Here is a 13984-nt window from a genome sequence, read left to right as displayed (position 1 = left end):
TACAATGCTAACCTTCTCCATGGACGCTTCCTCCTCGTAGCGAATTTCGACACCGCTACCTTGGCACAGCGATGCCGTGAGGGGGCGTCCACACCATCAAGAGGCTGCGCCTCGACCCGACTTCGGACATGGCAGCCGAGCCACGTCTTCCAGAGTGTCCTGCCGAGGTGCCAAGTTGCGCGCACTGATCCGAGCGATCCAGAAAATCCCTATCAAGAGCAAGACGGTGGTTGGCTGCTTGGCGCACGGCCTTGCCAGGCTAAACCACTCAAGGAACGTCCTTTCCTCGTCCGACATCAGGTCTCATGCCAAGCTGGTCTCCATCGCAGAGACCAGCTTGAAACATGCCTAGAAGCGACTGTGAATTCCTCTTGTGAACACGACTTAGACGTCGCGGCGCATCTCTGCGAAGCTCTTCTTAGGCTTGCGGATCAGGATCGCCCAGACGAAGAGTGCGGTCAGCGCAAGGAAGAACAGGCTGTCGAGGTTGGTCAGAAAGACCATCGGATTCCCGTCGTTCAGGGACAGCGAGCGCCTAAGATACTCCTCGAGATCGGGGCCCAGGATGAAGCCCAGGAGCATCGACACGGTGGAGTAGTTCTGCTTGCGCATGAAGTACGCCAGCACGCCGAAGATCACCGCCAGCGACATCTGGAAGATCGAGTAGGTCGCAACGTAGCTGCCGACCAGCGCCACCACGGCAATGCCGGTGTATAGCAACCCCTTGGGGATCGAGACGATCTTGATGAACCACGGCCCGAACAACCACAGCGTCAGCGGGATCAGGATCAGCGCCGAGAAGAACAGCGAGCCCAACATCGGCCCCAACAGTTCGGCCTGGTTCTCGAGCAGCCGCGGACCGGGTTGGAGGCCGTTGATCACCAGGACGCCGAGCACGATGGCGGTGGTCGGATCGCCGGGGATGCCGAACATCAGCATCGGCACGAAGGCACCGCCGCACATCGAGTTGTTGGCCGCTTCGGCCGAGGCAATCCCCTCGCGCGAGCCATGGCCGTATTCCTGCGGCTTTCTGGAAGAGGACCGCGCCATTGCGTAGGACACGAAGGCCGCCATCGAGCCGCCGGCGCCGGGCAGGATGCCGATGCCGTAGCCGATGAAAGCCGAGCGTAGGTAGGCAAAGAGGCCGATCTCGCGGATTTCCTTGCGCGGCGGCAGGAAGTCGCGGCGGCGGATCTTGAGGTCTTTGGCTTTCTCCAGCGTCGAGCTGAGGCTGTTCTTCCAGGTCTCCGACTGCATGAGCACTTCGGAGATGGCAAAGGCGCCGATCACCAGGGGCATGATGTCGATGCCCTCGACCAGTGTCTCGGTGCCGAAGTTGAAGCGCGGGATCGGCTGGAGCACGTCGATGCCGACGGTGGCGATCATCACCCCGAGCAGCGTCGCGACGAAACCCTTGGCGATGTTGCCCTTGTCGACAATCACGATGACGACCAGCGCGAAGAGCACCAGCGAGAACTTGCCCGGTGTACGGATCAGCAAAGAGATCTCTGCGGCGATGGGCATGAAGGCCATGAGCAGCACCGCGCCAATGGCGCCGCCGATCATCGAGCCAAGTGCCGCGTGACCAAGCGCGTTGGCGCCGAAGCCCTGCTTCATCAGCGCGTTGCCCTCGAGCGCCGTCATCATCGACGAGGGGGCGCCCGGAATGTTGATGGTGGTCGCGGTGATCGAGCCGGAGTACATCCCGGCCATGAAGATCGAGGCACACATCACCAGTGCCGGCACCACGTCGATCGTGTAGGTGATCGGCAGCAGCAACGCGATGGCCAGCACCGACGTGAGGCCCGGCATTGCGCCGAAGAAGGTGCCCACGAGGAAGCCGCCAACCATGAACGCGATGACGTAGGGATCGGCAAGGGCGCTCATGCCGCCCAGGATATTGGCGAAGATGTCCATCAGAAGACCCCCTCGGTGAAGGTGGGCAGGCGCACGCCGAAGATGCCGGCGAAGAGCCCGTAGAACAGGGCCGTCACGCCGATGGCGTAGATCGCGAACATGAGCGGCTTGCGCAGCTGGAAGTGGAATATGCCGAACAGCGCCGAGGTGAACAGCAGCGTCGCCAGCCAGTAGCCCAGCGGACGAAAGAGGGCGATGTAGCCTGCCGTTGCAACGATCACCAGCGCCGGGCGCAGCATCTCGCGTGTGGGCCCGTCGGCGGTGGGTTTGCGGAACTCGCCGACGAACACCACCGCGAGGGCGACATACATCAGGCAGGCCATCAGGATCGGCACGGACCGCGGGCTCATCTCGCCGGGGGCCGCAAACTGCGAGCGGATGTCGAAGGCGGCTGCGAGGTAGACGGTCGTGACGATCAGGAAGAAGAGGGGCAGCAGGACACCTGTCCTGAGAAGGGGCGCGCGGTCGGCCATCTTGGTCTCCGTATAGGGGCGGCACCGGAGCCGAACTCCGATGCCGCCTGTCATGACTGCTGGGATGGAACGGGGCCGCTTACTTGTTCAGCACGCCGGCTTCGACCAGCGCATCCATCTGGGTGAACAGGCCCTGCGCCGTCTCGTCCGCCCAGGTGTCGAGCTCGTCGCCCGCCAGCCAGTTCGGCGTCACGCCCATCGTGCCCAGCCAGTCCTGGAACTCGTCCGAGTTGTAGGCCTCTTCATAGGCCGCCTCGATTGAGGCCACCACGTCCTCGGGGGTGCCTTCCGGCGCAACTAGCACGATGAACGACCCGTTGAGCAGGTCGATGCCCGCTTCTTCGGCAGTCGGCACGTCGTAGGTCGGGTTCTTGGCGTCCGAGAACTCGACGATGCCGCGCGCGGTGCCGTCCTCGATCAGGTTAGCGAAGTCACCGAGCGAGGTCAGGACCACGTCCACCTCGTCGGAGAGCAGCGCCTCTTTCTGCGGGGCCGCGCCGCCGGGGTAGGAGACGATGCGGAATTCGGCACCGGTGATCTGCTGAAGCTGCAGCAGGGTCAGGTGTACGCGCCCGCCGAGGTTCTGCACACCGACGCGCACGTTGCCCGGGTCGGCCTCGGCGGCGGCGATCAGATCGTCGAGCGTCTGGTAGTCGGACTCGGCGTCGACGATGATGGCGTCGGCTTCGCTGGTGATACGGGCGATGAGGTCGAGCTTGTCCATCTGGTAGCTCGGCAGCATGCCCTGCCACGGAACGGTGACGATGCTGTCATAGGTCAGCGTCCCGATCGTGTAGCCGTCGGGACGTGCGCTCATCACCTGGCCGACGCCGGTGGCCGAGTTGCCGCCCTCGATGTTCTCGACGTAGATGGTGCCGCCAAGCGCGTCCTCGGCCAGCGTGGTCACCTTGCGCACGATGCCGTCGGTGCCGCCGCCGGCGCCCCACGGAACCACCATGCGCACGTCGCGCTCGGGGAATTCCGCAAGGGCGGCAACAGGCACGAGGGCCGTAGTGATAGCGGCAAGAGCGCCGATGAAGCTGCGATTCATGGTGTGTCTCCTCCTAGACGTTCCGGGCCCGGCGATGCCGTCCCGACTCTTTTGATCTGACCGTCCGACCCGTGCCACGGCGCTGGCGCGCGCTGAGCTCCTCCTCAGTCGGTCCCGGGCCACAGGGGCCGGATTCGCTGGAGGTGCTTGCGCCCCATCCAACTAATACATTACTATATGAATTTGCGCGAAGCTGGCAAGCCTCCTTGGGGTCACGCCGGCGATATCGCGGCAAAACGTTGAAATACCTGGAGAAACCGACATGCTTTACGACCATCGGACCTATTCTTGCCGTCCCGGCACCATCAAGAAACACCTCGCGCTCTACGGCGAACACGGCTTCGACGTGCAGCGCCGTCACCTTGGTGAGCCCGTGGTCTACGGCGCGGTCGAGACCGGGGACGTGAATTCCTACGTGCATATCTGGTGCTATGCAGACGCCGCCGACCGGGCGGCCAAACGGGCGTCCCTGGCGGCGGACCCTGAATGGCAGGCCTACCTCAAGAAGAGCGCAGAAGCTGGCTATCTCGTCTCGCAGGTCAACCAGCTCTTGGCGCCGGTGCCGTTCTTCACGCCGAAGGCATGAGCGGAGTGCGCGGCCGTCGGGCCGCGCCTCTCCCGGCTGCGGTACGGGGCTCACCCCTGCGGCAGGTCCATGCGCCCCACGAGGAAGTCGAGCTCGGCCAGATCCGCCTCGGTGAGCTTCGGCCCCGGCCCGCGCAGCGCGTTCGAGGTCAGGGCACCCCGCCGGCGCATCATCTCCTTGCGCAGTGCGATTCCCCACTGGCCCTGCGCCTCGTGCTTGAGCAGAGGCAGGTAGCGGTTGAAGAGGTCATGCGCCTCGGCCCGCTTACCTGCGGTCATCAGATCGTACACGCCCGACAGCATCTCCGGGTAGGAGAAGCCGGCCATCGGACCATCGGCGCCGCGCTCCATCTCCTGCACTAAGAACTGGCCGTTGTTGCCGGTCAGGATCCGCACCGGGCGTGACAGCTCGGCACGCATGCGGGTGATCTTGATGGGGGACGGAAAGTCCTCTTCCTTGATGACGCCGATCTGCGGGAAGGCGGAGAGCAGCCGGTCGAGTGCCGGCACCGACATCATCACGCCGGACGAGGCTGGGAAGTCCTGCAGCACCGTGGGCACGTCGCCGATGCGTGAGAAGACCGCATCGAAATAGCGCATCAGGTCCTCGTCGGTGCGGATGCCCGAGGGCGGGCAGATCATCACCGCGTCGGCCCCCTCGGCCATGACCTGTGCCGTGACTTCAACGAGCGTGGCAAGGTTGGGGTGCGAGACCCCGGCGATGATCCGGTGTCCCTCGGCCGCCGCGACGTAGCGGGCGGCCACGGCGATGGTCTCGTCAACGGTCAGTTTCTGCGCCTCACCAGAAACGCCGAGCACGGTCAGACCCTGCGCGCCGTGGCGGTAGTAGAAGGCCGACAGCGTGTCGATGCTAGGCAGGTCGAGCGTGCCGTCGTCTAGGAACGGCGTCTGGGCCACGACGTGCAGGCCGGTGGTGTGCTCAAGTGCGTTGGACATGATCTCTCCCTTCGCGAACCGGCGTGGTCCGCGCTCTCCTTCGATAATGTTGGTGTGCCTGCTGACGCCCGGGCGGGCCGGGTGTCAGGTGAAGTAGTCCTCGTGCAGGGCGCGGTACTCATCGGCCCAGTCGTCGGGTTTGTGGGTGTGGAAACGGATTTCGCGGATGGCCTCCTCGACGACCCCGGATTCGATCGCGGCGACGATGCGCTCGTGACCCTCGAGGATGAGGCCCAGCCGTTCCTCGGAATGGGCCTGAAGGCGCCGCACTCGGTCCATGTCGCCGGTCTGAGCGCGCAGCAGGGCGTGCAGGTTCGGATGCCCCGCGCCCTCGAACATGACATAGTGGAAGTACTCGTCGAGCTCCTGGAAGCGCCGCAGCTTGGCCTGGTCGGGCGCGACCTGGCGCTGCATGGCGATCACCTCTCTGAGGCGGTCGATGGTTTCGGGGGACGGCTCGCGGGCGAGCTTCATGGCCACCTCGGTCTCGAGCGCCTGACGCAGGAACAGCGCCTCGCGGATCTGGGCAAGGTTGATGCGCGTCACCAGCGTTTTGGACTGCGGGTAGATGCGGATCAGCCCATCCTGGTCGAGCCGCTGCATCGCGTCGCGCAGCGGGGTCTGGCTGACATCGTATTCACGCGCGAGATCGGCGCGGGTCAGCGCGGTGCCCGGCGGAAGGTCCAACGACAGGATGCGTTGCCGCAGATCGTCATAGATCCGGGACGAGGCCATCGGGCGCCCCATCGTCGTGTCCTGCCGCATCATGTCGTACGCGCCTGTCATCATTGGTGTCTTCATGCCGAGATCCGAGTCCTTCCCTTGATGGCGGGCAATTAACCGCATTTGCGGACCGGTTGACCATACTGATAAACTAAAATATTAGTACATGACAAGCTCCGAGACGCGGCAGTGCTGGCCCAGTGCCGGCAAGGCTTTGCAGAGCGCGGCGCGTGATTCGCGCCGGGATGGGGCGGGAATCAAAGCGCGGGAGGCCAATGCGTCCGACCGCGCGGCAAGAGGAGGCCAATGACATGGACGGCACGACAAGCGCATTTGTTCCGCACGGCCGCCACCTGATCGCGGGTGAGTGGGTTGCTGCAGACACGACCTTCCGCTCGGAACCGGCGCATGGCGAGGCGCACGACTTCGGCGTCGGCACCCCGGCCCTGGTGGATGCCGCGGTGAAGGCGGCAGAAGACGCGTTCTGGACTTACGGCTACACCGACGTGGAGACCCGGGCGAAGTTCCTCGAGACCATCGCCGACGAGATCGACGCCCGCGGCGAGGCCATCACCCTGATCGGCACGCAGGAAACCGGCCTGCCCGAAGCCCGCCTGCAGGGCGAGCGCGGCCGCACCGTCGGCCAGCTGAGGCTCTTCGCCAGCCACATCCGCGCCGGCGACTGCCTTGACCGGCGCCAAGACGAGGCGCTGCCCGACCGCGCGCCGCTGCCGCGTCCCGACATCAAGCTGATGCAGCGCCCGATCGGCCCCGTGGCGGTTTTCGGCGCCTCGAACTTCCCTCTGGCCTTCTCGACTGCCGGCGGCGACACCGCCTCGGCGCTGGCGGCGGGCTGCCCCGTCGTGGTCAAAGGCCACTCCGCCCACCCCGGCACTGGCGAGATCGTCGCCGAAGCCATCAAGGCCGCCATCGAGATCTGCGGCCTGCCGGGCGGGGTCTTCAGCCTCGTGCAGGGCGGCAAGCGCGACGTGGGCACCGCGCTCGTCCAGCACCCGCTGATCAAGGCCGTGGGCTTCACCGGCTCGCTCGGTGGGGGCCGCGCACTCTTTGATCTGTGCGCACAGCGCCCCGAGCCGATCCCCTTCTTCGGCGAGCTTGGTTCGGTCAACCCGATGTTCGTGCTTCCCGCAGCCGCCAAGGCGCGTGGCGCCGAGATCGGCAAGGGCTGGGCAGGATCGCTCACAATGGGCGCGGGTCAGTTCTGCACCAACCCCGGCATCGCCGTGATCGGAACCGGCCCCGAGGGGGACGCTTTCGTCTCCGCCGCGTCCGAGGCGCTCAAGGATGCCCCCGCGCAGGTCATGCTGACCGAGGGGATCGCAGCGGCCTACCGTGACGGCAAGGATCGCTTCGACGAGCGCAATACCGTCAAGCCGGTGTTCACCACCGAGCAGGAGGGCCGCAACGCCAGGCCCAACCTCTACGAAACCGACGCCGCGGCCTACCTTCAGGACCACGCGCTTGGCGAAGAGGTCTTCGGCCCACTTGGCCTCGTGATCCGCGTCAGCGGACCCGAGCAGATGGTAGACCTGGCCAAAGGCTTCGAGGGTCAGCTCACCGCGACCCTGCACATGGACGAGGCCGACACCGATGCGGCCCACGTCCTGATGCCGGTGCTCGAGCGCAAGGCGGGCCGGGTGCTCGCCAACGGCTTCCCCACCGGGGTCGAAGTGTCCGACGCGATGGTGCACGGCGGGCCTTACCCAGCCTCCACCAACTTTGGAGCCACCTCGGTCGGCACGATGGCGATCCGCCGCTTCCAGCGCCCCGTGAGCTACCAGAACCTGCCCGACGCGCTGATGCCCGCCGGCTGGAAATGACCTTTCCGCACGGCGGTGGGGTCAACCCCCGTCGCCGCGCGGCCAGCACAGACAAGATCCCGCGTCATGCGGACACGACAAGCAAGAGTGAGGAGACACACACCATGATCGCACCCGACGCGCTTCGCGAGATCATCCGCCACGGGCTTTTGTCCTTCCCGGTAACGCCCTTCGACGAGAACGACCGTTTCGCGCCGAAGCCGTTCCAGGCGCACCTGGAATGGCTCAAGCCGCACAAGGTGGCCGGTCTGATTGTCGCGGGCGGCACCGGCGAGATGTTCTCGCTGACCCCGGAAGAGATCGTGAACGTCGTGCGCGCGGCGCGCGAGGTCGCCGGTGACGCGCCGGTGATCGCAGGCTGCGGCTACGGCGTGCGCATGGCCTGTGACCTCGCCCGCGAGATCGAGGCGGCGGGCGGCGACGGCATCCTGCTGCTGCCGCACTACCTCACCGAGGGCCCGCAGGAGGGCGTTGCCAACCGCATCCGCGCCGTCTGCAAGGCGACCAACATGGCAGTCATCGTCTACAACCGCGGCCAGGCGCAGATCTCGGCCGAGACGCTTGAGCAGCTGGCCGACGAATGCCCCAACCTCATCGGCTTCAAGGACGGCACCGGTGACATCGACACTGTGCGCCGCATCACCGTGAAGCTGGGCGATCGGCTGTCCTACATCGGCGGGATGCCGACGCACGAGCTTTTCGCGCAAGCCTATCGTGGGGCGGGGATGCAGACCTATTCCTCGGCGGTATTCAACTTCGTGCCCAAGACCGCGCTGGAATTCCACGGCGCCTTCCTCGCCGGGGACGATGCCACGTGCGAGAAGCTGCTGCGTGACTTCTACTACAAGTTCGCCGCAATCCGGGACCGCAAATCGGGATACGCCGTATCCGCGGTCAAGGCCGGTGTCGCCCTGCGCGGCTTCGAGACCGGGCACGTGCGTGCGCCGCTCACCGACCTGACCGGCGAAGAGCGCGAGATGATGCAAGACCTCATCGCGGGCCGCGGCTGATGCCCATCGGACCCGTCGCCGTCCTGGAGCCCGCAAGCCCCGGCATGCGGGCTCGGATCGAGCAGCTTTGCGACGGTTTCGACCTGCGCTTCGTGAGCAGCGTGGAAACCGAGGACATGCGCGCCGCGCTCGACGGTGCAGCCTACGCGGTGACGCGCGGGCTGCGCTTCCCGGCCGAGCTTCTGGCCGAGGCCGGGGCGCTGAAAATGGTGCACCAGTGGGGAACCGGCGTCGACGGCATCCCGCTGGACACCGCCAAGGCGCGCGGCGTGACCGTCGCGCGCTCACCGGGGATGAATGCGCCCACCGTCGCCGAGGCGACGCTGGCCCTGATGCTAGCAACGCTGCGGCGCCTGCCCCAGGTGCAGAGCACCTTCAGAGGCGGTGCGTGGAACCAGCCGGACCTGTGGCGCGAGGCCCGTGATCTCGGGGCCTGCAAGGTCGGGCTGGTGGGCATGGGCGCCATCGGCAAGGAGGTGCTCAAGCGCCTCTCGGGCTTTGGCTGCGAAATTGCCTATACAAAACGCTCCGGCGCAGATGCCGCGCTCGGTACGCAGTTCATGAGCTTCGACGACCTGCTGGGCTGGGCCGACGTGATCTCGCTGCACCTGCCGATGACGGCGGACTCGCGGCACCTGATCGACGCCGGCGCCATCGCCGCGATGAAGCCGGGCGCGGTGCTCATCAACACCTCGCGCGGCGGACTTGTGGACGAGGCGGCGCTGATCGCGGCGTTGCAGTCCGGACAGATCGGCGCGGCGGGCCTCGACGTGTTCGAAACAGAGCCGGTCAATGGCCCCAACCCGCTGCTCGAGATGCCCAACACCGTCACCCTGCCGCATGTGGCCGGACGCACGCTCGACAATTTTGACCGCATGGTGCGGCACTGGTCGGGCAATATCCGTGCCCATGCCGAGGGTCGTGCCATCGACCCCGCGTGCATTGTGCTGCCCTGAGCCCTCCGGGCAGCCCCCCCTACGCGAGACATCGCGACCCGAAAAGACATCATGGGAGGAGATACCATGTCGGAGATCGCCAAGCGCACCGGCGGACAGGTGCTCGTGGATCAGCTTCTGATTCATGGCGCGGACTGCGCCTATTGCGTGCCGGGCGAGAGCTACCTTGAGGTGCTCGACGCCCTGCATGACGTGAAGGACCGCTTCACGCTCTACAACGCGCGGCATGAGGCGGGCGCCGCCGACATGGCCGAGGCCTATGGCAAGCTCACCGGCAGGCCCGGCATCTGCATGGTCACGCGCGGGCCGGGCGCCTGCCAGGCCGCCGTCGGCGTGCACATCGCCTACCAGGACAGCACGCCGATGATCCTGCTGGTGGGCCAGGTGGGCCGCGACACGATGGACCGCGAGAGCTTCCAGGAAATCGACTACCGCCAGATGTTCGCGCCCGTCGCCAAGTGGGCGGCGCAGATCGACAGCGCGGACCGTATCCCCGAGTACATGGCGCGCGCCTTCCGCGTCGCCACCTCCGGGCGTCCTGGCCCAGTGGTTCTGGCGCTGCCCGAGGACATGCTGACCGACGTTGTCGAGGTCGCTGACGCCATGCCCTACACGCCCAGCGTTCCGGCGCTGACGCCCGAGCACGCGGCCTCGGTCATGGCTGCGCTGACCAGGGCCGAGCGCCCTCTGCTGCTGGCCGGCGGCCCCGGCTGGAGCGAGGAAGGCTGCGCCGCTCTCCTGCGCTTTGCCGACGCCAACCGCCTACCGGTGGCGACCAGCTTCCGGCGGCAGGATCTCATCGACAACCGCTCCAATGTCTACGTGGGCGATTTCGGTACCGGCGTCGCGCCGAGCCTCGTCAAACGGCTGGCCGAGGCCGACTTGCTGCTCGTCATCGGCGCCCGGCTTGGAGAGATCACCACCAAGACCTATGCCACGCTTTCGGTGCCGACCCCGGCACAAACGCTGGTGCATATTCACTCGGATGCCGACGAGATCGGCCGGGTCTATTCGCCCACCGTCTCCGCCGTTTCCGGCCCCGACGCTGCGCTGGCGGCGCTGAACGCTCAGCCCTCCGCGCCCGCCGCTGAGGATTGGTGCACCACGCTGCGCCGCGAGTATCTCGCCGACAGCGAGCCACCGCCGCATGACTACCCGCTCGACATGGGGCAGGCGATGGCCGACGTGCGCGACCTGCTGCCCGCCGACACGGTCATCACGCTGGACGCGGGCAACCACACCGGCTGGGCGCAACGCTTCCTGCGTTATGCACGGCCCGGACGGCAGATCGGCTCGACCTGCGGGTCCATGGGCTACGCGGTGCCTGCGGCCGTCGCCGCCTCGTTGCAGGAACCCAAGCGGCAGGCCATCGCCTTTGTCGGGGACGGCGGGTTCATGATGTCCGGCATGGAGATCGCAACCGCCGCGCAGCATGGCGGTCGGCCCATCGTGCTGGTGTTCAACAACGGCACTTACGGCACCATCCGCATGCACCAAGAGCGCGAGCACCCGGAGCGGATCTCGGGCACCGATATCGCCTCATCCGACATCGGGCGCATCGCCGAAGGCCTTGGCGCCACGCATGAGCGCATCACTGAGACCGCCCAGTTCAAGCCCGCACTGCAGCGCGCCTTCGAGCATGACGGCCCCACGGTGATCGAGCTGATGACTGACCCTGACCAGATATCCACCCGCACAACGGTCAGCCGTCTGCGCGGCGTGTGAGACCAGAGCGATAGAGAGACACTCATGACCAAGAAGACCCCCGATACCCTCCGCTCCGCCCGCTGGTTTGCTCCCGACGATCTTCGCAGCTTCGGTCACCGCTCGCGTATGATGCAGCTGGGCTACGCCGAGGAGGATTTCCGTGACAAGCCGATCATCGGCATCCTCAACACCTGGTCCGAGCTGAACACCTGCCACGGTCACTTCCCGGAGCGGGTGCAGGACGTCAAACGCGGCGTTCTGGCGGCGGGAGGGTTCCCCGTCGAGATGCCCGCCCTGTCCGTGGACGAGAGCTTTACCAAACCGACCTCGATGCTCTACCGCAACATGCTCGCGATGGAGACCGAAGAGATGATCCGCAGCCACCCGCTGGATGGCGTGGTGCTGATGGGCGGCTGCGACAAGACCACGCCCGGCCTCGTGATGGGGGCGATCACCGCAGGCGTGCCAATGATCTTCCTGCCCGCCGGCCCGATGCTGCGCGGCCATTACAAGGGCCGCACCCTTGGCAGTGGCTCGGACGGCTGGAAGTACTGGGACGAGCGCCGCGCCGGCAACGTCACCGATGAGGAATGGCTCGGCATCCAGGGCGGCATCGCGCGCTCGGTCGGCACCTGCATGACGATGGGCACCGCCTCGACCATGACCGCCATCGCCGATGCGATGGGCCTGACGCTGCCCGGCGCCTCGTCGATCCCCGCCGCCGACAGCAGCCACAAGCGCATGGGCTCGGGCTGCGGGCGCCGCATCGTCGAGATGGTCTGGGAGGACATGACCCCCGCCACCGTCATCACCGAAGCCGCCGTACGCAACGCCGCCATCGTCGCCATGGCCACCGGCTGCTCGACCAACGCGGTGGTGCACCTCATCGCCATGGCCCGCCGCGCCGGGATCGACCTCACGCTCGACGATCTCGACGAGCTTGGCCGCGTCACGCCGCTTTGCGCCAACGTGCGACCGGCGGGCAAGGATTACCTGATGGAGGACTTTTACTACGCCGGAGGCCTCCTCGCTCTGATGAAGCAGATCGAGGAACGGCTCGACACCACCGTGACCGGCGTTACCGGCAAGCCGCTCTCCGAGGCGCTGGCCACCGCCGAGGTCTACAATGACGACGTGATCCGCCCACTGTCGAACCCGGTCTACCACCAGGGCTCGCTCGCGCTGCTGCGCGGCAACCTCTGCCCGGACGGCGCGGTGATCAAGCCAGCCGCCTGCGATCCGAAATTCCACGTTCACGAGGGGCCCGCGCTGGTCTTCGGCAGCTACCCCGAGATGAAGGCCGCCATCGACGACGAGGATCTGGATGTCACGCCCGATACCGTTCTCGTGCTGCGCAACGCCGGGCCGAAGGGTGGGCCAGGGATGCCGGAATGGGGCATGCTGCCGATCCCCAAGGCGCTGATCAAGCAGGGTTACCGCGACATGCTGCGGATTTCCGATGCCCGCATGTCAGGCACATCTTACGGCGCCTGCGTGCTGCACGTCGCCCCCGAGGGCTATATCGGCGGCCCGCTGGCGTTGCTGAAGACCGGGGACATCGTGCGCATGGACCTGCCGAACCGCAGCCTCGACATGCTGGTGGACGAGGACGAGCTGGCCCGCCGCCGCGCCGCCTGGACGCAACCGAAACCTCGCTTCGAGAGGGGCTGGGGCTACATGTACTCGCAGCACGTGACTCAGGCCGACACGGGCTGCGACTTCGACTACCTCGAGCGGGGCTTCGGCAAGGCCGCCGGCGAGCCCGACATCTTCTGAGCCGACCCCGGAGGGCCCATGACCAGACCGCTTCTCTACCTGCCGCGCGCCTTCCCGACCAGCGAGGGCCGCGTCAACGGCTACGAATTGCTTGGCCCGGACGACACCGGACGCGACACCGAGGTGCGGGCGATCGCGCTGTCGGGGCCGAGCAAGGTCGACACGGCGGTCATGGACCGCTTCCCCAAACTCGAGATCGTCGCCAAGTTCGGTGTTGGCTATGACAGCATCGACGTGGCGGCGGCGCAGGCGCGTGGCGTCGCCGTCACCAACACGCCCGATGTCCTGACAGAGGAGGTCGCCGACCTCGCTGTGGGGCTGCTGATCGCCACCTCGCGCCAGCTTCCTCAGGCCGACTCCTACCTGCGCGCGGGCCACTGGACCACGAAACCATACCCGCTGACCCATTCGCTGCGCGGGCGCCGGATCGGCATCCTCGGCCTTGGCCGCATCGGCCTTGCCATTGCGGAGCGGCTCACCGCCATGAAGCTCGAGGTGGCCTATGCCACCCGCACCCCCCGCGACGTCCCCTATGCCTACCACCCCGACGCCCTGTCACTGGCGCAGGCCTGCGACGCGCTGGTGGTGATCGTCCCGGGCGGCGCCGCAACCGAGGGGCTGGTGAGTGCAAAGGTGCTCGACGCGCTTGGCCCGGACGGGATCTTGGTGAACGTGGCGCGTGGCTCGGTGGTCGACGAGACGGCACTGATCGCGGCGCTGGCGTCGGGCCGGCTCGGCGCGGCGGGGCTCGACGTGTTCGAGCACGAGCCGCAGATGCCGCAGGCTCTGATCGAGCTGCCCAACACGGTGCTGCTGCCGCACGTCGGCTCGGCCACCGAGGTCACACGCCGCATGATGGGCGACCGGGTACTTGATAACCTTGATGCTTGGTTCAGAGGTGACAGAGTTCCGGACCAAGTCGCCTGAAACGTCTAGTGGGTGTGTTTGTGATGTGACCGTCCTGCTTTGTGGATCATCGCAGACACAC

General features: G+C 66.6%; 12 protein-coding genes. 7 read left to right on the top strand and 5 right to left on the bottom strand.

Annotation, left to right across the window (positions count from 1 at the left end; translation table 11 throughout):
* Positions 1-384: 384 nt before the first annotated feature.
* From IEX41_RS10130 to IEX41_RS10120, 3 genes are all read right to left on the bottom strand, one after another.
* Positions 385-1917, bottom strand: a complete 1533-nt coding sequence (locus IEX41_RS10130; protein WP_188790112.1) for a tripartite tricarboxylate transporter permease — start codon at positions 1915-1917, stop codon at positions 385-387.
* Entirely contained in the window at positions 1917-2390 is a 474-nt protein-coding gene (locus IEX41_RS10125; protein WP_188790111.1) for a tripartite tricarboxylate transporter TctB family protein, read from the bottom strand. The genes IEX41_RS10130 and IEX41_RS10125 overlap by 1 nt, the downstream gene beginning before the upstream one ends.
* A 79-nt stretch (positions 2391-2469) precedes the next feature.
* The gene (locus tag IEX41_RS10120) at positions 2470-3441 is read right to left on the bottom strand and encodes a Bug family tripartite tricarboxylate transporter substrate binding protein (protein WP_188790110.1); all 972 of its coding nucleotides are present in this window, start codon (positions 3439-3441) and stop codon (positions 2470-2472) included.
* Positions 3442-3703: 262 nt separating this feature from the next.
* On the opposite strand from IEX41_RS10120, the gene IEX41_RS10115 reads away from it, so the two are divergent.
* Complete coding sequence (locus IEX41_RS10115; RefSeq protein WP_188790109.1) at positions 3704-4027, top strand: NIPSNAP family protein; 324 nt, start codon at positions 3704-3706, stop codon at positions 4025-4027.
* Between the two features lie 50 nt (positions 4028-4077).
* On the opposite strand, the gene IEX41_RS10110 is transcribed toward IEX41_RS10115, so the two are convergent.
* Both IEX41_RS10110 and IEX41_RS10105 read right to left on the bottom strand, forming a co-directional pair.
* The gene (locus IEX41_RS10110) at positions 4078-4983 is read right to left on the bottom strand and encodes a dihydrodipicolinate synthase family protein (RefSeq protein ID WP_188790108.1); all 906 of its coding nucleotides are present in this window, start codon (positions 4981-4983) and stop codon (positions 4078-4080) included.
* 84 nt (positions 4984-5067) lie between these two features.
* Positions 5068-5772 (bottom strand): GntR family transcriptional regulator, encoded by a 705-nt coding sequence (locus IEX41_RS10105; RefSeq protein WP_188790107.1) that lies wholly within the window; start codon positions 5770-5772, stop codon positions 5068-5070.
* A gap of 245 nt (positions 5773-6017) precedes the next feature.
* Here IEX41_RS10105 and IEX41_RS10100 point away from each other — a divergent pair, with 245 nt between their 5' ends.
* The 6 genes from IEX41_RS10100 (at position 6018) to IEX41_RS10075 (ending at position 13923) form a co-directional block, all read left to right on the top strand.
* Entirely contained in the window at positions 6018-7547 is a 1530-nt protein-coding gene (locus IEX41_RS10100; RefSeq protein WP_188790106.1) for an aldehyde dehydrogenase (NADP(+)), read from the top strand.
* A gap of 107 nt (positions 7548-7654) precedes the next feature.
* On the top strand, positions 7655-8557 hold the full coding sequence (locus tag IEX41_RS10095; protein ID WP_373285629.1) for a 5-dehydro-4-deoxyglucarate dehydratase: 903 nt from the start codon (positions 7655-7657) through the stop codon (positions 8555-8557).
* On the top strand, positions 8557-9513 hold the full coding sequence (locus tag IEX41_RS10090; RefSeq protein WP_188790104.1) for a 2-hydroxyacid dehydrogenase: 957 nt from the start codon (positions 8557-8559) through the stop codon (positions 9511-9513). Before IEX41_RS10095 ends, IEX41_RS10090 begins: the two co-directional genes overlap by 1 nt.
* A 66-nt stretch (positions 9514-9579) precedes the next feature.
* Entirely contained in the window at positions 9580-11238 is a 1659-nt protein-coding gene (locus tag IEX41_RS10085) for a thiamine pyrophosphate-dependent enzyme (protein WP_188790103.1), read from the top strand.
* A gap of 24 nt (positions 11239-11262) precedes the next feature.
* Positions 11263-12996, top strand: coding sequence for an L-arabinonate dehydratase (araD, locus tag IEX41_RS10080; protein WP_188790102.1), 1734 nt, complete (start codon positions 11263-11265; stop codon positions 12994-12996).
* Between the two features lie 18 nt (positions 12997-13014).
* On the top strand, positions 13015-13923 hold the full coding sequence (locus IEX41_RS10075; RefSeq protein WP_188790101.1) for a 2-hydroxyacid dehydrogenase: 909 nt from the start codon (positions 13015-13017) through the stop codon (positions 13921-13923).
* Positions 13924-13984 lie beyond the last annotated feature (61 nt).

It is taken from the genome of Salipiger pallidus (assembly GCF_014643635.1).
Taxonomy (GTDB): domain Bacteria; phylum Pseudomonadota; class Alphaproteobacteria; order Rhodobacterales; family Rhodobacteraceae; genus Salipiger; species Salipiger pallidus.
The sequence above is the reverse complement of the archived record's forward strand: the minus strand, read 5'-3'. Positions and strand labels throughout refer to the sequence as shown.

What these genes read in the sequence shown, in the direction of transcription:
- IEX41_RS10130 (WP_188790112.1), bottom strand. Translation starts at nt 1,917, where the DNA reads ATGGACATCTTCGCCAATATCCTGGGCGGCATGAGCGCCCTTGCCGAT.
- IEX41_RS10125 (WP_188790111.1), bottom strand. Translation starts at nt 2,390, where the DNA reads ATGGCCGACCGCGCGCCCCTTCTCAGGACAGGTGTCCTGCTGCCCCTC.
- IEX41_RS10120 (WP_188790110.1), bottom strand. Translation starts at nt 3,441, where the DNA reads ATGAATCGCAGCTTCATCGGCGCTCTTGCCGCTATCACTACGGCCCTC.
- IEX41_RS10115 (WP_188790109.1), top strand. Translation starts at nt 3,704, where the DNA reads ATGCTTTACGACCATCGGACCTATTCTTGCCGTCCCGGCACCATCAAG.
- IEX41_RS10110 (WP_188790108.1), bottom strand. Translation starts at nt 4,983, where the DNA reads ATGTCCAACGCACTTGAGCACACCACCGGCCTGCACGTCGTGGCCCAG.
- IEX41_RS10105 (WP_188790107.1), bottom strand. Translation starts at nt 5,772, where the DNA reads ATGATGACAGGCGCGTACGACATGATGCGGCAGGACACGACGATGGGG.
- IEX41_RS10100 (WP_188790106.1), top strand. Translation starts at nt 6,018, where the DNA reads ATGGACGGCACGACAAGCGCATTTGTTCCGCACGGCCGCCACCTGATC.
- IEX41_RS10090 (WP_188790104.1), top strand. Translation starts at nt 8,557, where the DNA reads ATGCCCATCGGACCCGTCGCCGTCCTGGAGCCCGCAAGCCCCGGCATG.
- IEX41_RS10085 (WP_188790103.1), top strand. Translation starts at nt 9,580, where the DNA reads ATGTCGGAGATCGCCAAGCGCACCGGCGGACAGGTGCTCGTGGATCAG.
- araD (WP_188790102.1), top strand. Translation starts at nt 11,263, where the DNA reads ATGACCAAGAAGACCCCCGATACCCTCCGCTCCGCCCGCTGGTTTGCT.
- IEX41_RS10075 (WP_188790101.1), top strand. Translation starts at nt 13,015, where the DNA reads ATGACCAGACCGCTTCTCTACCTGCCGCGCGCCTTCCCGACCAGCGAG.